A 22454-nucleotide genomic window follows, 5' to 3' on the forward strand; every position below is an offset into this window, starting at 1 on the left:
GAATACCGGGTCGGAGCGCCTCCGGCCCACAACCATCCCATTGTTTCAAGAATGACTGATAAGCAGCAACAAGCACCGGCGATTCTGGCCAAGGGGCTCAAGGGCGTGATTGCCAATGAGACGGGCCTGAGCGACGTTCGCGGCGAAGAGGGACGCCTTCTTTACTGCGGCTATGAAATTGAGGATTTGGTCGATCTCTGTACCTTCCCGGAGATTATTTACCTGCTCCTCAATAAACGCCTGCCCAACCGGGAGGAGCTCAACGGACTCCAGCAACGCCTCCGCAATGATCGCGAGCTGCCTCAGCCCATTCTCGATTTCTTCAAGACGGCGACCAAGAAGGCTCGCCCGATGAGCGCACTGCGCACGGCCGTGTCGATGCTGGGCATGTACGACGACCGCACGAAGGATCCGAGCCAGATGAAGGAGATCGGCCTGTCTCTCATCGCGAAGATTCCGGTGATGGCGGCCTACTACTACCGCATTTGCGAGGGGCTGGATTTGCCGCCGATTCGCACCGATCTCGACGAGGCGGCTCACTTCCTCTGGTTGCTCAAGGGCAAGGAGCCCGATCCGAATGAGGCGCATATCCTCGATGTGGGCTACATTCTGCATGCTGATCACGGCATGAATGCGTCGACCTTCTCGGCTCGCGTGACGGCCTCGACGCTCTCGGACATGTATTCGGCCATTACGTCGGCGGTCGGCACGCTCAAAGGGCCGCTGCACGGCGGCGCCAATGAGGCGGTTATCGAGATGCTCAAGGAGATCGGCGATGAGGACAACGTCGAGGCCTACATTAACCAGAAGCTTGCCAACAAGGAAAAGATTTTCGGCATGGGGCACCGCGTTTACAAGACGCTCGACCCCCGCGCTCCGCAGCTGCGCCGCATCGCCATCCGCCTGACGCAGACGATCGGCGAGCCGAAGTGGATCCGCATGAGCGATATGATCGCCAAGATTATGCGCGCCCGCAAGAATCTGAACGCCAACGTGGATTTTTATTCGGCGACGGTGTACTACAGCCTCGGTATTCCGACGCGCATGTTCACGACGGTGTTTGCCATTGCCCGCTCCGCCGGCTGGGTGGCTCAGATTCTCGAGCAGCTTGAGGATAACACGCTCTTCCGTCCGCTTTCCCGCTACACGGGCCCGAACGAGCCTCTGCTGGTGCCGGTGCTCGATATGCGCTGAGACGCGAGCGCTTCTCACCGCGAGTTTCCGCCCTTTTGCGCCCCTGCGGATCGCCGATCCGCAGGGTTTTTTGCGCTTTGCCGCATGCGGCGTTTCGCTCGGGCTGCTGAGGCCGGCCCGCCGACCGTGAATGCTTACTCCCGCCTGAAGAGACCGTGGAGCCGGGGGAAGCCTGCGGCTTGAACGCTGACGCGGCGCTCAGTTCCCCCCCGTGGGGGAGGCTGAGCGCCGCGCTTCGATGGGATGCGGCCGCGTACGCCGACGCGGCTGTGAGCAGAAAAGACGATCAGTCTTTCGCGGCATCCGGCGATGCGCCGTCCGAACCCTCTTGAGGCTCGTCGCCGCTCTTGCGCTTGCGTCGCGGAGACTTCGGCGCCGCCGTGTCGCCGGAAGCTGCATTCCTGCGACGGCGTTTCGGCTTGGCGCTGCCTTCCGGGGTGGCGCTGAGGCGCAGAACCTCTCCGTCGTCGGGGGACTCTTGGGCGCTGTCATCCGCTGCCGCTGCCGTCGCTGCCGTCGCTTCGGCAGGTGCACCTGCGTCCGGCGTCTCTTCAGCGGGTGCCGAAGGAGCGGGTGTCGCGGGACTCGGTTCTGCGGGAAGAGAGGGAGCAGCGGAGGCGGATGGCTCGGCGGGGGCAGGGGCTGCGGGCGGGGCCGACTCAGCCGGGGTGTCGTCGCAGAAGGCAATCTCATCGGAGCCTTCGGGGCGAATGGCGCGCGAATGGTGCCCGGCGCTCAGATCGCCGCGCAGGATGGCCTCGGCAATCGGATCCTCGAGCAGGCGCTCGATGGCCCGGCGCATCGGGCGGGCGCCGTACTGCGGGTCGTAGCCCTTGTCCACGAGCATGCTGACAACCTCGGGCGAGAGCTTGAGGTCGATCTGCTTGTGGGCGAGGCGGTCGATGAGCTTGCGTGCCTCGAGGCGGACGATTTTTTCCAGATCGGCGCGTTCGAGCATGCGGAAGACAATCAGCTCATCGAAGCGGTTGATGAACTCGGGGCGGAAGTGCTGGCGGGCGGCCTCCGTGATGCGCTCCTTCATGGTCTCGTAGTCGGCACTCTCGGAGCTCATGGCGCCGAAGCCCATCGTGCCTTGGCGGGAGGCCAGACTGGCGCCGACGTTGGAGGTGAGGATGATGATCGTGTTGCTGAAGCTGACCTTGCGGCCGAGAGAGTCGGTCATGCAGCCTTCTTCGAGCACCTGCAGCAGCAGGTTCATCACATCGGGATGCGCCTTCTCCACCTCGTCAAAGAGGATGACGGCATAGGGTCGTCGGCGCACTTGTTCGGTGAGCTGGCCGCCCTCGTCGTGACCGACGTAGCCGGGAGGCGAGCCGATGAGGCGGCTCGTGCTGAACTTCTCCATGTACTCGCTCATGTCGACTTGGATGAGCGCGTCGGCCGTGCCGAACATGATTTCGGCCAGATTGCGCGCCAGATAAGTCTTGCCGACGCCCGTCGGCCCCATGAACAGGAAGGAGCCGATGGGGCGGCGCGGGTCTTTGATGTCGGCGCGGCTGCGGCGCAGGGCCCGCGAGATGGCCGAGCAGGCGACGTCTTGCCCGATGACCTTGCTCTTGAGCTCGTCTTCCATGCGCAGGAGCTTTTCAGCCTCTTTCTCTTCCATGCGCGAAAGCGGAATGCCGGTCCACTTCGAGATCACCGTCATGATATCCTCTTCGCTCACGTCGATGTAGGAGTCGTTCATGTGATGGCGCCAGCTTTCGACCCGCTGCCGGAGTTGCTCGCCGAGCTCCTTGATGCGATCGCGGTAGCGGGCGGCCTCTTCAAAGAGCTGGTCCGCGACGGCGGCGCTCTTCTTCTCTTCGAGGTCGCGCAGCTCCTGCTCGGTGGCCTTGATGTCCGCCGGGCGCGTCATGCGAGCGACGCAGAGGCGCGAGCCGGCCTCGTCCATGAGGTCGATAGCCTTGTCCGGCAGGAAGCGTCCCGTCAGGTAGCGCTTGGAGAGGCCGGCGGCCACTTCGAGAGCTTTGGGCGTATAGTGCACGTGGTGATGCTCCTCGTAGCGGGGAGCGACGCCTTTGAGAATGAGGATGGTGTCCTCAACCGACGGCTCGCCGACCTGCACCTGCTGGAAGCGGCGCTCGAAGGCGGCGTCTTTCTCAATGTGCTTGCGGTATTCGTTGAGCGTGGTTGCGCCGATGGCCTGAAGCTCGCCGCGCGAGAGCGCGGGTTTGATGATGTTGGAGGCGTCCATCGTGCCCTCGGCCGAACCCGCGCCGATGAGAGTGTGCATCTCGTCGATGAAGAGAATGACGTTTTTCTCGCGCCGAATCTCGTCCATCACCGCCTTGAGGCGCTCCTCGAACTGCCCTCTGTACTTCGTGCCAGCCACCATGAGAGCCAGATCCAGCGAGATAAGCCTCTTGCCCAGCAGAAACTCCGGGACTTCTCCGGCGACAATCTGCTGAGCGAGCCCCTCGACGATGGCCGTCTTGCCGACGCCTGCCTCACCCAGCAAAACGGGGTTGTTTTTGGTGCGGCGGCAGAGAATCTGGATGACGCGCTCCATCTCAGCCTGCCGGCCGATGACCGGGTCAAGCTCGCCTGCGGCGGCGCGCTGCGTCAGGTCTCGGCCAAAGGCTTGGAGGGCAGGCGTGCGGCTGCGCGATCCGCCGCCTCGCCCGCCGCGCTCGTGGAGAAAGGCGTTGGCGTCTTCCTCCTCGTCCTCGGGGCGTTCGTCGCCGCCGCGGTTCTCATCGTCGTAGGGGCGCTCGGGGCCCTTGTCGTCGTCGGAGGCTTCGGGGTCGTAGGAGGCGGAGAGCTCTTCGGAGACGGCGCGCGCGGCGTCCTTGTAGGTGACGCCCGAGTCGTTGAGAGCGTGCAGCGCGATGCCGTCCGTGTCGCAGAGCATGGCGAGCAGCAGGTGCTCGCTGCCGACGTAGCTGTGCCGGAGCCGGGCCGCTTCAGAGCCCGCACTCACCAGCAGCTTGCGCGCCCGCGGCGTGTAGAGCAGCTTGTCGGGGGCTTCCGCCGAGTCGCCGGGCACGAGACTGCCGGAGATGCGCTCGGCCAGCTGGCTGATGTTGACGCCGAGCTTCTCGAGAACGGCGCACGCGACACCTTGCCCCAGCTTGAGAATGCCGAGCAGAATGTGCTCGACGCCGATGTACTGGTGATGGTGCAGAGAGGCTTCGCGACGCGCGTAGCTGAGTATTTGCATGGCTCGGGGTGAAAAGTTATTCATGGTCGGAAGGGGATGAAAAATAGGGTGAACAAAAATGAAAACGCAGGTGCCGGAACATTTGCAGAAGGGAATAGGCGCGCGCGGCGTCCTGCTCCGACTCTTTGGTGACTTTCGAGAGGGCAAGCGAACCGGGCGCGAGCTCGATGAGGCCCTCGGCCAGCAGACGCATGAGAAGGGGCGGATCCGTCACCTCGTCGCTGCGAACGATGTCGAGGCCGGCGCCGAGTATCAGAACCGACAGCAGCCTCCTGAACTCGGCATAGTTGAGGCGATGAGCGTAGCGGAGCTGCCCGTAGCTGCGGCCGACCTGATCGCAGAGCTCAAGGGGGCGCTCGGCGATGAGCTTGATGCGCAGCATCTCTTCTTTGCGGCGAATCTCCGCTGCGGTGCTGATGGCCCGGCGGAAGAGCTCGTCGCTCTGCCCGACCGGAGTCGGCCCCGCGCAGAGCAGAAAGCCGTGAGACTCGTCGTCGTCGTCGCTGCCGAAGAGCGGAGTGAACTGCAGGTTGAGTTTGTCGCAGGCGCGGCCGACCTGCTCGGTCATGTCGGCCAGGGCCAGCGCGGGCAGGTGGAGCATGAGGTAGAGTTGCAGACCGTCGCCGGCCTCGTGCGGATTGCTCGTCAGGAAGCCCAGTTTCTCATGGGTTGCGAAACTGATGCGGCCGTCGATTTCCGCCATCAGCTCTCGGGCGCGGCGCAGATGCTCATCAAAGTGTCCGCCGCCGTAGAGCATGTGCACCACGAGGTGCTCCTCTTCGTTGAGCATGACGCAGACATTGCCCTTGCGGTTCAAGGCGATGGAGCAGCCCTGCTGCCGCGCTGCCATGCAGGGCGTGATGAGCTTGCGCTCCAGCAGCATGCGCCGCTGATCAAAGCTCAACTCGGAGACATCGGTGAAGCGGCTCAGCCCGAGTCGGCGTATGCCGCTGAGCTCCTTGCTGAGCTGTTCCGCGACGAGGCGGCGCGACTCATCGCTGCTCCAGCCGGGGAAAGGAAAGCCGGGCAGGTTGCGCACGGCGCGCAGCACCGAGCCGAGAACAATATCACCTTCGCTGTCGATGCGGGAAAGCCAGGGCACGGTCGTCTTTTGCGCCTTGGCAATGAGGGGAGGGAGGGCGGCCATCAGTCGAGATTCTTGAGTTGGTCGCGGAGGCGAGCCGCCGTCTCATAGTCTTCGCGCTCAATGGCGCGGCTCAGTTCCGCTTCTATCTGTTTCCGTGTAAGGGCAGGGGATGCACCGTTCGGCGCAGGCTCTTCGCTGCCGGCTTCCTGAGTCTCAGCGTCGCTGAAGATTTCGCGGGCGAAGACGCGGTAGCAGTCGGGGCAGCCGAGGTGCTCGCTGCGGCGATAGTCATCGAGGGTGAAATGGCAGACGGGGCATTCGGTCAGCAGATTGCCCTTGCTTTCCGCATCGCCGTGTTGCCGAGACGGGGAAGCGCCGATGTTGAGCTCCTTGAGCAAATTGCCGACGCGCTCTTGGAACTTCTCCGGGAAAAACTTCTCGGCAAAGCTCAGAGCCTGAGGATCAAAGAGCCCCCTTGCCTTGGCGCACTCTTCGCAAAAGGCAAGCTCCGTCACCTCTCCGTTGATAATCTGGGTGAGAAACATGGTGGCGGGTTTGCCGCAGATTTGGCATTTCTTCACGCGCGCTATGATACACGAAAAAATCTCCCGTGGCGAGCCAAGACCTTGCTTTCTGTGTCATTACTCGCACAAGGGGCTCATCCGTCCCGCGATGTGAGGTTGACGAAAAAAACGCCTCGTGGTAGAGTGGAGGCGTTGCAGCCATGCCGGATGACCCCGACCAGAAGATACACCTGATGGATGATGTCCTTGCCAGCCAAGTGGCGGCCGGCGAGGTGGTCGAGCGCCCGGCCTCGGTGCTCAAGGAGCTCGTCGAAAACAGCATTGATGCCGGTGCTCACTGCATTCGCGTCGAGGTGCGCCGCGGTGGTATAGCCCTGCTCAAGGTGACGGATGACGGCTGCGGCATGAGCCGCCTCGATGCCGAACTTTGCCTGCGCCGCCATGCCACCAGCAAGTTGCGCCGCGCGGAGGACCTCTTCGACATCCGGCAGCTCGGCTTTCGCGGCGAGGCTCTGCCCAGCATAGCCTCCGTCTCTCGCCTCACCATCCGCACCCGGCGAGCGGAGGATGTGGAGGGCACCGAACTGATTTGCGAGGGGGGAGAGGCGCCTCGCGTGAGCGGAGTCGGCTGCGCTCCCGGCACCGAGATCAGCATGGCCGACCTCTTTTACAACACGCCGGTGCGGCGCAAATTCCTCAAGAGCGAAGAGACCGAGTCCGGGCATGTCGAGCACCAGCTGCGCTTGCACGCCCTCGCCTTTCCCGGCCTCCGCTTCGTGTTGGTCAAAGACGGCTCTCTGTGTTTTGACCTGCCGGCGACCTCGGATTTGCGGCAGCGCATTGCCGGCTTCATCGGTCGAGAGTTAGCCGAACGCCTCATGGCCATTCGCCCTGCGGAAGCGCCGGGGGTGCGTGTCAGCGGTTACCTCATGCCGCTGAGCGAGGCGCGCCGCAACCGCCGCATGCAGTATATCTTCCTCAACGGCCGCTCGATAGAAGACAAAATCATCACGCGAGCCATCCGCGACGGTTACGGCGGCTTCCCCACGGGGCTGCATCCCGCTCTGTTTCTTTATCTGGAAGTGGATCCCGGTCTGGTGGACGTCAACGTGCATCCGGCCAAGCGCGAGGTGCGCTTTCGCCGCCCTTCGGACATCACCCTTGCCGTGCTGGAAGCCATCGGCTCGACCCTGGCCGCTGCCGCGCGCGGCGAGCAGAGCCTCAGCGGAGAAAAGACGGCCAATAATAAGACCCCCGATGACAGGGCTCCCGATGCCGCGACTCCCGATGCCAAAGCCCCGGATGAGAGTGTGCCGGAAGGGAGTGCTCCTCCTCAGCCGATCGCACCCGGCGCCGAAGCTCAGCCCCAAGCGGCGGCCGCACCGCTGCGGCATGGGCCCGAACGTGCCGAGGTGCCGCCGCCGGGCGTCACCGATGCCAAGCCCGCACTGACGCCCCGCCTCGTGCTGCAAGCGCTGGCCCAACCGCGCCAGCAGGATTTGAAGCTCCCCGCGTCACCTCCCGGCAGCGGCAGCGCCGTCCCGCAGGCAGGAGCCGCGGGTTCCGCCGCCGTGCTGCCGCCCCAGCCCCCGCCGCCGACGGTCGGTCGTTTCTCGGCGGAGCCCGATGAGCGCCTCGGGGGGACGGTGTCACCGCCCGCGGCGCATGCGGACGATGGCGGCGACGTGTTGCCGCGCTTCCGCTATCTGGGCTGCCTGCACGGGCGCTATATCATCTACGAGAACTCCGAGGGCCTGGTGCTCATGAACCCGACGGCCGCCCGCGAGCGCATCATCTTTGAACGCCTGCTCGAGTCGCATCGCCGCCCGCTGGCCTCGCAGCGCCTGCTGCAGCCCATCATGATAGAGCCCGATGCCCGCGATTGGGGCACCGTGCAGGCCCTGCTGCCCCACTTCCGGCAATCGGGATTCAGCGTCAGCCTCTTCGGGCGACGGACGCTGCGCGTTGAAGCCGCTCCCGCCCTGCTGGCCCTCGATGACGTCGAGGGCTTCATCGAAGACCTTATCGCCTGGTTCGCACGGGGAGAAGGCAAACTGCGCCGCAGCCGCAACCCCTTTGAACCCTTTGCAACCCGGCTCGCGCATCACTACGCCCTTCAGGAAGACCTCAGCACCTGGCTGCAACAGCCCATGCCCCTGCTGGTCGACCTGCTGCGCTGTGACATACCCTACTGTACGCCCTCGGGCAAACCCACGCTCGTCCCCATCTCCCTCAGCGAGCTCAACCGCAAGTTCCAGTCCCGTTGAGAGCGCGGCCCGTTTCCCGCCGACCTTTCCCGCCTCGTTCATCCGCCTCGTTCATCCGACCCATTCATCCGACCCATTCATCCGACCCATTCATCCGCCTTCCCGATAACCTCTGCCTCCAAGCCCATGATGAATCCCGATTCCGCACCCCGCTCCGCCGCTCCCTCCGTCCTCGCTGCCGATACCCCGGCCCTCGCCGTCGGTGTCGACATGGGCGGCACTTCCGTCAAGTTCGCCGTCGTGCAGGGCGCCGACATTGTGCACAAAGGCGCTCCTCTGGTGACGGCTGCATACGCCACGCCCGATGAGCTGCTCGAAGCCGTAGCCGGCCGCGTGCGCGAGCTTCGCAACGGCTATCCGGGCGTTTGCGCCGTCGGCATGGGCCTGCCGGGCTTCGTCGACCACCGAGCCGGACGCGTGGACTCGCTCACCAACGTCCCCGGCTGGCACGACATCATGGCGCGCGACCGTCTCCGCGAGCTCACGGGGCTTCCTGCGGCCATCGACAACGACGCCAACTGCATGGCCTTCGCCGAGTGGAAACTCGGCGCGGGGCAGGGGATGAACGACCTCGTCTGCCTCACGCTCGGCACCGGCGTAGGCAGCGGCCTGATAGTCAACGGTCAGTTCCTGCGCGGCCACTTGGGTGCGGCGGGCGAAATCGGTCAGATGAGCATCGACTACCGCGGACGCATCGGCCACTACGGCAACCGCGGCGCCGTCGAAGACTACATCGGCAACCGCGAAATGGCCATGGCCGCCCAACTCGCCTACGCCGCAGCCGGCGAGACCCGCAGCCTCGCGCAATGCAGCCCCCTCGAACTCGAGAACGCCGCGCGTGCCGGCTGCCCCATAGCGCAGCAGATCTGGCAGGACTTCGCCTGCAAACTGGCTTGCGTGCTCATGAACTGCCACTACGTCCTCAACCCCGAAGCCTTCATCATCGGCGGCGGCGTTGCGAAAGCCGGAGACCTGCTCTTTGCTCCGCTGCGTCGCTACCTGCGCGCTCAGCTCTACCCCAGCCACTTCGCTCAACTCAAAATCCTGCCGGCCCGCTTCGGCAACGAAGCCGGCCTCATCGGAGCCGCCCGCCTGGCTCTCACCGCACTCTCCGACTGACGCACCCTCCCCATCCGCCGATGCCCGACAACGCCCCGACACCCGCCAAAGGCGAATGGCGCCTCTGCGCTCGGCTCCAACTCGACGCCGAGCAAAGCCAAGCCTTCGTCACCGCCCTGCGCGCCGGAGCATCCGCGCGCCGCGCCCTCGTGCTGAGCCCCTTGGCGCCCGAGGACTACCGCCCCCCCTTTCCCTGCGAGAGCGCCGAGACCATGCCTTGGCTGCCGCCCCGCGTCTACGTGCCGGAGCCCGGCGTCCGCCCCGCCGTTTGCGACGACTACAACCGCGGCCTCTACTACATCCTCGATCTCTCATCGTGTTGGGAATCAGCCGCCCTCTCCTGCGTTGCTCCCCCGCATGAAAGCCTTGACCTCTGCGCGGCACCGGGCGGCAAGACCATGCTGCTCTGCGCACGCTATCGCGGAGCCCTCTGCGGCGAAGCGCCGACGATGCGCCACATCGCCAACGAAGTCAGCCCCTCGCGCCGCGGCATCCTGCGGCAAAACCTCGCCCTCTGCGGCCTGCCGCAGGTCGACGTCACCGGCCTGCGCCCCGACCAGTGGCGCGAACACCGCGAGCGCTTCGACCTCCTGCTCGTCGACGCCCCGTGCAGCGGTCAATCCCTCCCCGCCCGAGGCATCGCCAACCCCGGCTGCTTCGGCCCGTCGACGGTCAACGGAAACGCCAAGAGGCAGAAAGGCATCCTGCTCGCCGCCGCCGGCTGCGTGAAACCCGGCGGGCACCTCCTCTACAGCACCTGCACCTACGATCCCGATGAAAACGAAAAAGTGATGGCCTACCTCATGCGGCGACAGAGCGAGTGGGAAGCCGTCGACGTCCCCTGCCTGAGCGCCTTTCGCAGCCGCCTCTGCGACTTCCCCGCCTACCGCCTGCTGCCGATGCAGGGCATGGGAGCCGGGGGATTTTGCTGCCTGCTGAAAAAAAGAGGGTGATTTTTGCGACGAAAGGTGTAGAATGAAAACGCCGACAGCGCGGAAATCGCCGTGAGCCCCGACATCACAATCAGCCTTGCCGCCTTCATCAGCCATGAGTGCCTGCCCACCTCTCTCCTTTGCGACCATCGCCCCCGATGAGCTGCCGGAACCTGCCGGCTACAGCTCCTGCCGAACAGACTCCGGCCTCTGCATCGCCGTCGCCGTCGCCTGCCCCGGCGGCAGCCCCGAAGAGGCGGAAGACCTCGGCCTGAGGCTCATCGAACTCCTCGGGCAGGGACTCTCCCCCGATGCCGCCCTGATCAGCTGCTCGCTCAGGGAGGAAGACAACGTCATCGTGACAAGCATCCGCGAAGGGCTGCTGCTCTGGGCCCAGAGCGGTCGGGCCTGCATCTGCGGCTATCGAGCCGGAGGCTGCCGCATCCTCGCTCGGCAGCGCCAGTACCTGCTTGCCGGAGATCGCCTGATCCTGATGGCGCAGCGCCCCTCCTCCGACGAACTCAGCACCCTGACCGCAGCACTGGCGGAGCACGCCGACGCGCCGGCATCCGGCCTCATGCCGACGCTTCTCGAGACAATGAGAGAGCAATCGCCGACGGGAGCCGCTCCCTACGTGCTCATCGACTACAGACCTCAGAGCACCCCGTCGCTCGACGCAGGCAACCGCGGGGCTCACCGCGAAGTTTACGTCAGCTCCGTCTGCGGCGATCGCGAGGACCAGCAGGATTGTTGCAGCTATTGCTGCGAAGGAGAATCAGCCATGGTCGTCATCGCAGACGGTGCAGGCGGGCATGCTGCCGGAGCCCTAGCCTCCCGCGTAGCCGTGGACAGCGCCCTCTGCTTCTGGAACCGCAGCCTGCGCAAGGGCCTTCGCCCCGACCAAGCGGAACAGCTGCTGACCGCCTTCATGCAAGACACCAACCGAGCCGTCTGCCGATATGCCCGCGAGCAGGGGCGGGAGGGCAACGGACGCGCCGCCATGGTCTTCTACTACCAGCATCGCCGCGATGTCTACATCCTTCACATCGGCGACTGCCGAGCCTACACATGGACGTCGGAAGACGGCTGGACGCGCCTCACGGACGACGACTCGGAACTCGAACTCATGGTCAAAGCCGGAGAGCTCAGCCCCGAAGAAGCTTGGCGCCATCCCGGGCAGAACCGCCTCCTGCAAGCACTCGGAGCCGAAAGCGATATCGAGGTCCACTATCAGCACCTGACGGCACATTATCACCAGGTCTTCCTGCTTTGCTGCGACGGCTTCTGGAATCAGCTGCACCCCTCGCGCTGGCAGCAGGAAGAGACCTACGGCTTCGCCGTCGACACCGGGCAGCTGCTGCGCGACTGGGTCCGCGCCGCCGCAGAGAGCGGCGAAGGCTATTCGGACAACGTCACGGCGGCCCTGATCGTGCCGGAAGTCGACACCATGCCCAACAACCCCCTCTGGCAGAAAGTCGCCTTCATCGTGCTGACTCTCCTTGCCATTGCGTTAGGCACTTGGTACGCGTGGTCGCAAGGTGCGATCGGCGCCGACTCGTCGGTCGGAAGCCCCGGTGACGAGCCGCCGGCCGAGTCGAGTGCCCCTGCTTCCGCCTCCGGTCACGAAGGCTGAGCCCTGCGTCGTTGCCCGCTCTGAAATTGAGCGGAAAAGCAGGCATTTCGGCTTGCCAAAGGATAGTTGAAGAGTTACAATACCCCCGTATCGGTGCGTCCCGACCCGCATGTGGGTGTGCACCCGTGCATCACGACAAATCTCTTATCACACATCATGAAACCGACACTCCTTGTTCTCGCAGCAGGCATGGGCAGCCGTTACGGTGGCCTCAAACAGCTGGATCCCATGGGTCCCAACGGTGAAGTTATTCTCGATTACTCCGTCTACGACGCCATCCGCGCCGGCTTCGGCAAGGTCGTCTTCATCATCCGCAAGGATTTCGAGGAGGCCTTCAAGAGCCAGGTGGGCGCTCGCTTCGCGGGCAAGATCGAGGTCGACTACGCCTTCCAGAGCCTCGACGATCTGCCCGAGGGCTTCTCCGTTCCCGAGGGTCGCGTGAAGCCTTGGGGCACCGCGCACGCTCTGTTGGCTGCCCGCAACGTGGTCAATGAGCCCTTCGGCGTGGTGAATGCCGATGACTTCTACGGTGCTGATGCCTTTGCGAAGGCTGCCGAGTTCCTCACCGCCGAGCATCCTCAGGACGGCAAGGTGCACTGCGGCATGATCGGTTACCCGCTCAAGAACACGCTCAGCGACCACGGCGACGTCAACCGCGGCATCTGCGGCATCAAAGACGGCTACCTTGACAGCGTCGAAGAGTTCACCAAGATCATGCGCGAAGAAGACGGCGTCTGCCGCGGCGACAGCCTCTCCGGCGAGCGCAAGGCCGTCGACCCCGAGGAGCTCGTCTCGATGAACTTCTGGGTGTTCCCCGCCGCCTTCATCGGCGAGATCAAAGATCACTTCACCCGCTTCCTTCAGGCCCACGGCAACGAAGTGAAGAGCGAGTGTTACATCCCCACGGTGGTCGATGAGCTCATCCACAACAACAAGGCTGACTGCCGCGTCATCAAGACAAGCGCCTCTTGGCTCGGTGTTACGTATCCCAGCGACAAGCCCGCCGTGGTGGAAAGCATCGCCAAGCTCGTCAGCGACGGTGTCTACCCCGCCAAACTCGGTTAAGCAACACCCATGTACGATCTCCGTCAAATTGCCGGTCTTTTCGACCTCCGCGCGGACTACGTGTTCGGCGGCTCGTACGGTTCCGGCCACATCAACGACACCTTCCGCATCGAGGTGGATCAGGCGGGTATCCGCACCCGCTACATCCTGCAGCGCGTCAACAGCAACGTCTTCAAGCAGCCCATCCCGCTGATGGAGAACGTCAAGCGCGTGACGGACGAAGCCCTGCGCGTGTTGCTTGAAGAGGGTTGCAAAGAGGCCTACCGCCGCACGCTCACCATCATTCCCGCCAAGGACGGCAAGCCCTACGCGCAGGATGAGGAGGGCAATGTCTGGCGTGTCTACCCCTTCATCGAGCGTGCCCGCACCTACGATATGATCGAGAATCCCGGTCAGTGCATCGAGGTGGCTCGCGCCTTCGGCAACTTCCAGAAGCTCGGAGCTAACCTGCCCGGAGCCCCGCTCTTTGAGACCATCCCCGACTTCCACAACACGACGAAGCGCTTCCGCAACTTCCAAAACGCGATTGCCACCGACCCCCTCGGCCGCGCCAAGAGCGTGCAGAAGGAAATCGACTGGTTCCTGTCGCGCGAGGCGGACTGCCACAAGGTGGTCAACTACCTCGCCTCCGGCGAACTCCCGCTGCGCGTGACGCACAACGACACCAAGCTCAACAACGTCATGCTCGATGACGTCACGGGCGAAGGCATCTGCGTCATCGACCTCGACACGACCATGCCCGGCTCGGCTCTCTACGACTTCGGCGACATGATTCGCACCTCGACCTCTCCCGCCGCCGAGGATGAGAAGGATATTTCGCTGGTCACCATGCGCATGGAGTACTTCGAGGCTCTCGCCAAGGGGTACTGCGAGGCGGCCACCTTCCTCACGCCGCTGGAGAAGAGCCTGCTGCCCTTCTCGGGCAAGCTCCTCACCATGGAGTGCGGCATGCGCTTCCTCACCGATTACCTCGAAGGCGACACCTACTTCAAGATCAAGCGCCCCGAGCACAACTTGGATCGCACCCGCACCCAGATGGCCCTCGTCGAATCCATCGAAGCCCAGATGGACGAGATGATGCGCGTCGTCGAGCGCTATTGAGCACCGCAGCACCGCTCTGCGGCCTCTCTTCCCTGAAGGGCAGGCAGCGGAGCGGAAGCGAACCCCGCTCTCAAACGCAAGCCCTGTACGATGAAAATCGTACAGGGCTTGTGCGTTGCCGTCCTGCAACCCGTCGAGCCCATCCCCACCAAGCCGGGCCGAGCGGCCGCGCAACACTCGTAACAACCGTGCAACGCAGGTGATAGCGCCTTACCTCCTCCGGGCCGCAACAGTCTGCCCGACGGCCTACCCGACCGAATCGCCGCACCGCGCACGTCCCGTCAAAGGTGCAGGAGCTTCAGCGAATTTCCCGAAAACAGCTTCGCCGAGCGTCCGCTCGTCGGCGGGGAACACAGAGCCGCGACGCTACCTAGCCCGGAGCCTCCCGGACTCGGCGAGCGCATCAGCGCCGAGCCGCCTCCAAAACCCGCGTCTGCCGCTGCATCTTCGGGCAGCTCGAGCACAACCTGCGCTCCGTTGCCGGGCGACTGCATCCGGGCGCAGCGGAGCGCATGCGTGCACACTCAGAGAATGAGCATGCAATCCCCGTACGAGAAAAAGCGATAGCGCTGCTCCACGGCCTGGCGGTAGGCCTCCATGATGAGCGGTTTGCCCGCGAAGGCGCAGACCAGCATAATCAGCGTACTCTGCGGCAGGTGAAAATTCGTCAGCAAAGCGTCCGTCACCTTGTACTCATAGCCCGGATAGATAAAAATATCCGTCTCACCCGGGCCGGGGCGCAGGGGGCGGCCGAAGCGCGTCGCCAGCGTCTCCATGACGCGCACACTCGTCGTCCCCACCGCAATCACGCGCTGAGCCTGCTCAATCGCCTGAGACGTCTCGGGACTCATGAAAAAGCTCTCGGTGTGCATATGGTGATCCTCGATATTCTCCGCCTTCACCGGGCGGAACGTACCCACCCCCACATGCAGCGTCACAAAGCGGTGCGGCACCTTCTCGAGAATCTCGGGCGTGAAGTGCAGCCCTGCCGTCGGTGCGGCAATCGCCCCCTCGTGGTGAGCGTAAACCGTCTGGTAGCGCTCCTTATCGCTCGGATCACTCTCGCGGTTCATGTAGTGCGGCAGCGCGAGACGACCGAGACTCTCATCCGGCACGCGATCCCAGCGAATATAGCGGTAGCCCTCATCATCAATACTCTCCACCGTGCCCGTCGCCTCACCGACCTGCACCGTACGGCCGACCTTCATCTTCTTGCCGGGGCGCACCATGCACTTCCAGACCTCCTCGCCCGACATCCCTGCGCGCACCAGCTCGATACCGCCGTCATTGCTGAAGTAGCGAGCCGGAATCACCTTCGTGTCATTCATCACGAAGAGATCGCCGGGGCGCACGTACTCGAGAATATCGTGAAAATGCCGATGCTCGATGAGCCCGCTGTCGCGGTGCACCACCAGCATGCGCGACGCCGCGCGGTCGGGCAGGGGCCTGTCCGCAATCAGCTCCTCAGGCAGCTCGTAGTCAAAATCAATCGTTCGCACAACCGTCAGAACACAGATGAATCCGCACCCTTCAGCAGGGGAAAACAGCAATGCGGCGCAGTACCTCATCGCGCCCCAGCACCTGCATAATCACATCGATGCCCGGCCCGGCGTGGCAGCCCGTGAGCGCCAGGCGCAGCGGGAACATCATCGCACCCACCTTCACGCCCTGCGCCTTCGTCATCGGCTTGACCAGCTGCATCGCCGCCTCACCGTTCCACTCCGGCAGCGACGCGGCCGCCTCCGCAAAGAGATCGAGCATCGCGCGTGCATTCTCCTGAAGCTTCGCCATCGCCTCCGGCTCGTACTCCAGCACCTGCAGCCAGCGCACCCATGCGGGCACCTCGCTGAGCAACTGCACCTTCGTCTGCACACTGGGCAGCAGCTCGCGGAGCTGCGGCGTATCCTCGAGACCCGCCTGCGTGCAGAAAGGCATCGCCAGCTCCGTGAACTTCTCGGGCGCGAGGCGCATAATATGCTGCTGGTTCATCCACTTGCACTTCGTGATGTCAAACTTCGCCGCCGCGCGGTTCACGTGCTCGAGCGAGAAGAGCTCAATCAGCTGCTCCTTCGAGAACACCTCCTCCTCGCACTTCGGGCTCCAGCCCAGCAGCGCAATGAAATTCACCACCGCATCCGGCAAAAAGCCCTCCTCCGGGTAATTGCCCAGCTGCGCGCCCACATCGCGCTTGCTCATTTTCGACCCGTCCGGGTTCTGAATCAGCGGGATGTGCGCATAGACCGGCGGCTGCACCCCGAAAGCCTCAAAGAGCTGCAGGTGCTTGAACGTATTCATAATGTGATCCTCGCCGCGAATCACGTGCGTAATCTTCATCTCGATATCATCCACCACATTGACCAAGTGGAAGATATATGAGCCGTCCGTGCGCTTCACCACCATATCCGGCGTGTTCTCCTCATTCGTGTAGTCGACGGAAATATCGCCGCAGACGAGATCGTGCAGCGTCATCACGCCGTCGCGCTTGAAGCGGAAGCGCCACACCGTACCCTCACTCGTCCCCGGAATCTCATCGCCGTTCTTATCGCGCTTATTCGGCGCCGGGCACTCGTACACGCGCCCCATATCGACGAGCTTTTGGAAATAGCGGTCGTAAATATCCTTGCGTTGGCTCTGGAAGTACGGCTCGTAAGGTCCGCCCTTACCCTCGCCCTCATCCCAGTCGAGACCGAGCCAGCTCATCCCCGTGAAGATAGCCTTCATGGCGTCTTCCACGTGGCGCTCCTGATCCGTATCTTCAATGCGCAGCACGAAAGTGCCGCCCATCTTGCGGGCAAAAAGATAATTGAAAAGAGCCGTGCGGGCGCCGCCGATATGCAGATAGCCGGTGGGCGACGGAGCAAAACGAGTGCGAACAGTCGTAGCCATGCGCCGCTTATACACCCGAGCCGCCCTTTTTTCAAGCGTAAACAGCAGCATAGACGCCGAATCCCGCCGAGCCCCGCTCCTCTCCCCGCCCGTCTCGTGCACCGCGACCCCGTCTTCGGTCGGCTCGCCTCCTCGGCCGTGCAGCATCCCCCGAGCGCATCCGCCTTGCCTCGCCCCAAAAGGCGCAGGCATCGCGGTAGAGACTTGACTCGCCCCCGGCGGGGCAGGTATAATGACCGCAGGGTCGGGGTCCCCCACGGCTTGGCCGCGGCCATCCCGTCCGCGGACTCTTCATCCCCGAACCGCGCTCCCTGTCCGGCGGCATCCCCGCGAGGCACATGGCTGTGCGAGAGCCCGAAGCCCGACCCTCCCCGCGAACCAATCCTCCCGTGCCCCAATCTCCTACGCCATGATACAGCCCAGTCTCCCGCCCCGTCGCTCGGCGAGCAATCGTCGAACCCTCGCGAAAGCCCTCTTCTGCCGAGCCGCGCTCGGAGCTGCCGCTGCGGCGTGCCTCCTCGTCTCGTCCTGCCAGACCACTCAACAGACCCCGACCAAGCCCAACAACTACCGACTCAGCACCCTTGCCGACGGCATCGACGAAATCAACGACATGCAGCTGCTGCCCGGCAAGGAGCAAGAATTCATCGACAAGCTGCTCCAAATCATGAAAGCCGAGCGCGCGGCCTACCTGAGTTACCTGCAGAAACACAGCCTGGCAGATCTGGAGCCCGCCCCGCCGGCGCCCTACGTCTTTGAATGGAGCTACATTCGCCCGAGTGTCACCTCTGACGAATCCGCCAGCGACTGCGTCATCTTCGTCGTCGACGGCCTCAACATCGGCGGACGCTTCTGCTCCCCGAGCGAAGCCGCTCGCATGCAAGACTACTTCACCCCGGAGACCGTCGACAAAGTCAGGCGCCGGACGGAGGAATTCTGGCGGCTGAACCCCTCCGTCGCCCCGAAGCAGCCGAAGCCCTGAACTCCGTCGACGCTCCTCCTCCCCCGCCGTAACCGCGGCGCAACGCCGCATCAGAGCGCCTGCCCGCACATCCCGATACCCCACACACCCTCCCCGAGCATCATGAACATCTACGCCTACCTCGCCGCGGCTCCGGCCGTGATCTGCCTCTGTCAGGCAGCAGAGCCCGAAAAGACATCAGCACCCTTTCGCCCCATCAGTCGGCAGGAACTCGAGCTCATCGACCCCGAATACAAAAGCCATCTCCCCACCGGCATCGGCGGCGAACAGAACTGGGACAACTGCCGCGTGTGCCGACTCAGCCCCGAGCTCGTCGTCGTGTCAATCGACTACGGCTCCGGCCTGTACATAAACGCCTTGCGCATCTACGTGCGCCGGGGCGAACGCTGGGTTTGTCTCCCGAGTGTGCTTGGCTACTCAGCCTCCGACGGCCAAAAATGTCACTCAAGTGCCGAGCTGGAGGGGACGGAGTTGCGCATCGTGAACTTTGAGGGCGACGTCATCGGAAAGCTCGACCTCGCCCCTTGGCTTGAGCAGATAGGTCAGTGAGAGAGCAACTCACCCCGCCAACCCTGCCGCACCGACAGACCCGAAGAGCCATGAGACTGCTGCTGCTTTACCTTCTGGCGTTTGTTTCCGTCGCATCGGCCGAGTTGGTGACCGTGCTCGGCATCAACGACATGCACGCCAACATCGACGCCCTGCCGCGACTCGCCGCCTTCCTGAAAGCCGAGCGCGACGCCTCCCCCGAGCTCCTGCTGCTCTCGGCCGGCGACAACCGCACGGGCGACCCCTACGTCGACCACGGCGAAAAGCCGGGCGTGCCGATGATCCGGCTCATGAACCGCTTGGGCTTCGACCTCTCGACGCTCGGCAACCACGAATTTGACTCCGGCCGCCGCGCCCTGCAAGCCAACCTCGATGCCGCCCGCTTCGGCTTCGTCTGCGCCAACGTCCGCAGCGCCGAAGGCGCCGAGCTCAACCTCAAACCCTACCACATCTTCGAGCGCCAAGGCGTGCGCATCGGCGTCCTCGGGCTGGTGCAGGTCGGCAAACAGGGCCTGCCCGACGCCAACCCGGCGAACTGCCGCGGCCTCATCTTTCGCGACCCCCTCGCCGTCGCGCGCGACTACGCCTACCTGCGCGGAGAATGCGACGTACTCATTTTGCTCACACACCTCGGCTTGAGCGACGACCGACAACTCGCCCGAATCTTTCCCGAGGCAGACGCCATCATCGGCGGGCACTCACACACGCGAGTCGACGGCGCCGTACTCGAAAACGGCGTCCTGATCACCCAAGCCGAGTACCGCGTCAGCTGCATCACCCGCCTGACCTTCGACGTTGAGAACGGCAAAGTTCTCCGCAAAACAGCCGAACTCATCCCCCTCAGCGATTACACCGCCGATCCCGACATGCAGGCCGCCGTCGACGCCGTACGCGCCGACCCCGCCATGAACCGCCGCCTCACCCTCATCAATCCGGCCATCCGCAGCCGCGAGAGCTTGGGCTGCCTGATGGCCGACGCCATGCGCTCCTACACCCGCGCCGACGTCGCCGTCGTCAATGCCGGCAACGTGCGCATTCCCGGGCTGCCGGAGGGACCCTTCACGGTGGCCGACTGCTACCGTCTCGACCCCTTCTGCAACAGCATGGTCGTGTTTCGCGCCACGGGGCGCGAACTGCTCGCCTTCCTCAACAGCGTGCCCGAAGCCGACCACTACGGCGCCCCCTACGTCTCGGGCATGCGCTACAAAGCCGTCAAACCCTCCGCCGAGCGCCGCCCCATGCGCATCACCGAGGCCGCAACGGAAGACGGCCGCCCCATCGAACCCGATGCCCTCTATACCGTCGTCACCAACAGCTACCTCATGGCGACCGTCCCGGCCCTTCCCGCCGACCGGGGCCGGCCTGTCCGGGCGGACGTGCCGCAGGCCCTCATCCGATTCACGGAGGGGCGGGAAACTGCCGTCTACGCCGACCTGAGCCGCATCGAGGTGACGGAGTCGCCCGATGCAAGCGCCGAACCCGGCCCTGCGGACGCAGCGGGCCCCGCCGCGAAGGAGGGACGACGCAGCGCCGGGAGCCTGCGCTGATCCCTTCGAGACGCTCGGGACTCCCGGAGACTCCCGAGACCCCCCGTCGTCGAATCGGGCACCTTTTCCCTTGCGGACTTGACTTCACCGACCGTCCCCGTTATCATGGCTACGGTAACACCCTCAGAGCCCTCAGAGCCCTGAGAGTCCCGACCCCCTCTGAGCCCCGACACCTTCTGAGCCCTTCCTTTCCGCCATGCACGCCCGACGCCTCTACCTCCTTGTTCTGCCCGCCCTTGCCCTGATGGCTTGGCTCTGTCTCTCGATGCCCCAGCCGGCAGCGGCGAAACCCGCCGTCGAGATGTCTGACGGACGCAGCGTCCGCACGGCCGACGTCATCGACACACTCTCCGAGGGCGGGGGAATCCTGGCCTTGCTCGATGCCGAGCGGAAGCGCAGCGATGAGCAGCGAGCCGCCTACGCCATCCGCTTTTCATCACATCTCTCGGCTGAAGAAGCGTCTCGCTACATCGGCCGCGCCTACCTGCTGTGCCTGCAGCGCGAGGCCGGCCCCTTCACCTTGAAATTCGACCTGATCGACTGCCCCTCATGGGCGTGCGAATGCCGCGACTTCATCGAAGAAGCCCTGCGCGCAAAGGGGCAAAGCATCGAGTACGACTCCGCTTCCTACGAGCGCGAGCGCCCCCTTGCCGAGCTCTTCGTCCGGGAGCAACTCGCCGCTCAGGGACTGCCCGTCGAGACTTTCGTCTCCATGCTGATCAGCGATTTTTACCTCGCCAACCCCTCGCTGAGAGCTGACGGGCCGACGGTCTTGGGGTGGGTGGCGCTTGATATCTCCCCCGGCAGACGGCCTCAGCTCCTGCTCCGCGAAAAGCCGGCGCCCCCCGTCGGCGACAACTGGACGCCGCTGCACCTCGCGGCCGAGTGCGGCGACCTTGCAGAACTCCGCCGCCTGCTCGACAGCGGCGCGAACCCGGATGCGGCGAGCCGCACGGGCCGGACCCCGCTCGAGCTCGCCGCGCAAAACGGTCGCACGGACGCCGTGCGCACGCTGCTCGCCGCCGGAGTCGAGAAGCGCAAGACCGAAGCACTTGAAGCAGCCTCCGGCGAAGGGTATACCGAGATCGTCCGCCTCCTGCTCGATGCCGGGGCACCCCCTCAGGGAAACGGCGAAAAGAGCCCCTTGCTGGCCGCCGTCGCCGGCGGGCATGAGGACTGCCTGCGCCTGTTGCTCGATGCCGGAGCCGACCCCGATGCCCGCACCCCCGGCGGCCGCCGACCGGTTGAACTGGCAACGCTGTGCCGAGAGTTCGGTGCACTCGAGATACTCGTAAGGGCAGGGGCTCACTTGGACGTCCCGGGCCTCGACGGTGTCGGCTTGCTGCCCGGCGCCATCGAGAGCGGCAACTCCGACGGCGTGCGCACCCTACTGGCATTGGGGGCCAACCCGAACCTCGCGGACGACCAAGGGCGCACGCCCCTGCATATCGCCGTCTCGAAGCCCTGGTCACACTGGGCCTGCCCGCTGCTGCTCGACGCCGGGGCAGACCCGAACGCCCGCGACGCATCGGGCGACACCCCGCTGCACCTCGCCGCCCGCCTCGATGCACGCGAACTCCTGAGCCTGCTCATCGACAGCGGCGGCGACCCGCACCTGAACAACAGCGCGGGGCAAAGCCCCGAGGCACTCGCATCGACCATACGCACACTGCGTCAGGCTCGGCACGGTGCGCTGGAAGTCGACGGCATGTACACCCTGCCGGACGGCGTATCCTTCAGCTCCGTGACGGTGCGCCGCGAGGCCGGGATCATCCGCGTAATGCCGGACGGCGACGAATCTCTGACCCCCGAGCAGTTTCGCCGCCGGCTCAGCCGCTACGTAGACGGAAAGCGCGACCAAGTCCTCCTTTTCCGGCTCTGCAAAGGAGCGAACGGAGAACCCGCCCCCTCACCCGAGGACATTCAACCCTGGATCTCCGTCTGCGACGACTGCGGCATTCGCACGCGCCACGATCCGTGATCGCTCGGCGCCTCGTCGGACGGGCTTCAGGCCGATACGAGCCGCTGGGCAGCTTTTGCTTCATGTTGACACACACCGCACAGCGTCGGCATTCGGCATCTCGGCCTCCGAAAACCACACGCGGGGAATATCCGTATTCTCCCTCACTTTTGACTTGTCAAATCTCGATGCATCCGTATAATAGCTCGCACACGCACGGGTAGCTCAGTGGTAGAGCGGCTGTCTTACACACAGTTGGTCAGGGGTTCGAGTCCCTTCCCGTGTATTTCCTTAAAGCGCCTAATGAGGCGCTTTTGTTGATTTTACAAGACTTTGCGCTTGACCCTAAGATGGTCGGGTCAAGCGCAAAGTGTGTGGAAACCGCATATCAGACCACCGAGTGAGCCACCGCTGCACTCCACGA

Annotated in this window: 16 protein-coding genes and 1 tRNA gene; 12 read left to right on the forward strand and 5 right to left on the reverse strand. The window is 64.4% G+C overall.

The window, feature by feature from the left end; all coding sequences use genetic code 11:
• Positions 1–51 precede the first annotated feature (51 nt).
• On the forward strand, positions 52–1194 hold the full coding sequence (locus tag AC6UAL_RS02570; protein ID WP_500681792.1) for a citrate/2-methylcitrate synthase: 1143 nt from the start codon (positions 52–54) through the stop codon (positions 1192–1194).
• 286 nt (positions 1195–1480) lie between these two features.
• On the opposite strand, the gene AC6UAL_RS02575 is transcribed toward AC6UAL_RS02570, so the two are convergent.
• From AC6UAL_RS02575 to AC6UAL_RS02585, 3 genes are read right to left on the reverse strand one after another with little or no spacing between them, the layout of a single operon-like run.
• The gene (locus AC6UAL_RS02575) at positions 1481–4402 is read right to left on the reverse strand and encodes an ATP-dependent Clp protease ATP-binding subunit (RefSeq protein ID WP_500681793.1); all 2922 of its coding nucleotides are present in this window, start codon (positions 4400–4402) and stop codon (positions 1481–1483) included.
• Positions 4395–5525: a hypothetical protein gene (locus tag AC6UAL_RS02580; RefSeq protein WP_500681794.1), complete on the reverse strand. Its 1131-nt coding sequence runs from the start codon at positions 5523–5525 to the stop codon at positions 4395–4397. Before AC6UAL_RS02580 ends, AC6UAL_RS02575 begins: the two co-directional genes overlap by 8 nt.
• Positions 5525–6046, reverse strand: coding sequence for a UvrB/UvrC motif-containing protein (locus tag AC6UAL_RS02585; protein WP_500681795.1), 522 nt, complete (start codon positions 6044–6046; stop codon positions 5525–5527). The genes AC6UAL_RS02580 and AC6UAL_RS02585 overlap by 1 nt, the downstream gene beginning before the upstream one ends.
• Before the next feature lie 143 nt (positions 6047–6189).
• Here AC6UAL_RS02585 and mutL point away from each other — a divergent pair, with 143 nt between their 5' ends.
• The 6 genes from mutL (at position 6190) to AC6UAL_RS02615 (ending at position 14106) form a co-directional block, all read left to right on the forward strand.
• Positions 6190–8256: a DNA mismatch repair endonuclease MutL gene (gene mutL / locus AC6UAL_RS02590; RefSeq protein WP_500681796.1), complete on the forward strand. Its 2067-nt coding sequence runs from the start codon at positions 6190–6192 to the stop codon at positions 8254–8256.
• A gap of 126 nt (positions 8257–8382) precedes the next feature.
• Positions 8383–9375 carry an ROK family protein gene (locus AC6UAL_RS02595; RefSeq protein ID WP_500681797.1) on the forward strand — a complete coding sequence of 331 codons (993 nt, stop codon included), beginning with the start codon at positions 8383–8385 and terminating at the stop codon, positions 9373–9375.
• 20 nt (positions 9376–9395) lie between these two features.
• Positions 9396–10328: an RsmB/NOP family class I SAM-dependent RNA methyltransferase gene (locus AC6UAL_RS02600; protein ID WP_500681798.1), complete on the forward strand. Its 933-nt coding sequence runs from the start codon at positions 9396–9398 to the stop codon at positions 10326–10328.
• A gap of 94 nt (positions 10329–10422) precedes the next feature.
• Positions 10423–11940, forward strand: a complete 1518-nt coding sequence (locus AC6UAL_RS02605; RefSeq protein WP_500681799.1) for a PP2C family protein-serine/threonine phosphatase — start codon at positions 10423–10425, stop codon at positions 11938–11940.
• 156 nt (positions 11941–12096) lie between these two features.
• A complete protein-coding gene (locus tag AC6UAL_RS02610) occupies positions 12097–13005 on the forward strand; it encodes a nucleotidyltransferase family protein (RefSeq protein ID WP_500681800.1) in 909 nt (302 codons plus the stop codon).
• A gap of 9 nt (positions 13006–13014) precedes the next feature.
• Positions 13015–14106, forward strand: a complete 1092-nt coding sequence (locus tag AC6UAL_RS02615; protein ID WP_500681801.1) for a phosphotransferase enzyme family protein — start codon at positions 13015–13017, stop codon at positions 14104–14106.
• A 524-nt stretch (positions 14107–14630) separates the two neighbouring features.
• On the opposite strand, the gene queA is transcribed toward AC6UAL_RS02615, so the two are convergent.
• Complete coding sequence (gene queA / locus AC6UAL_RS02620) at positions 14631–15605, reverse strand: tRNA preQ1(34) S-adenosylmethionine ribosyltransferase-isomerase QueA (protein WP_500681802.1); 975 nt, start codon at positions 15603–15605, stop codon at positions 14631–14633.
• Positions 15606–15636: 31 nt separating this feature from the next.
• Positions 15637–16992, reverse strand: coding sequence for a glutamate--tRNA ligase (locus tag AC6UAL_RS02625; protein WP_500681803.1), 1356 nt, complete (start codon positions 16990–16992; stop codon positions 15637–15639).
• 409 nt (positions 16993–17401) lie between these two features.
• Between AC6UAL_RS02625 and AC6UAL_RS02630 the strand changes: the two genes are divergently transcribed.
• The 5 genes from AC6UAL_RS02630 (at position 17402) to AC6UAL_RS02650 (ending at position 22316) form a co-directional block, all read left to right on the forward strand.
• Positions 17402–17974 (forward strand): hypothetical protein, encoded by a 573-nt coding sequence (locus AC6UAL_RS02630; protein WP_500681804.1) that lies wholly within the window; start codon positions 17402–17404, stop codon positions 17972–17974.
• A 102-nt stretch (positions 17975–18076) separates the two neighbouring features.
• Positions 18077–18523, forward strand: coding sequence for a hypothetical protein (locus AC6UAL_RS02635; protein ID WP_500681805.1), 447 nt, complete (start codon positions 18077–18079; stop codon positions 18521–18523).
• A gap of 50 nt (positions 18524–18573) precedes the next feature.
• Positions 18574–20070: a bifunctional metallophosphatase/5'-nucleotidase gene (locus AC6UAL_RS02640; RefSeq protein WP_500681806.1), complete on the forward strand. Its 1497-nt coding sequence runs from the start codon at positions 18574–18576 to the stop codon at positions 20068–20070.
• A 196-nt stretch (positions 20071–20266) separates the two neighbouring features.
• Positions 20267–22051: an ankyrin repeat domain-containing protein gene (locus tag AC6UAL_RS02645; RefSeq protein WP_500681807.1), complete on the forward strand. Its 1785-nt coding sequence runs from the start codon at positions 20267–20269 to the stop codon at positions 22049–22051.
• 193 nt (positions 22052–22244) lie between these two features.
• A tRNA-Val gene (locus AC6UAL_RS02650) sits at positions 22245–22316 on the forward strand.
• Positions 22317–22454: the final 138 nt, after the last annotated feature.

Origin of the sequence: Candidatus Parakkermansia intestinigallinarum (assembly GCF_944389695.1) — a bacterium.
GTDB lineage: Bacteria > Verrucomicrobiota > Verrucomicrobiia > Verrucomicrobiales > Akkermansiaceae > Akkermansia > Akkermansia intestinigallinarum.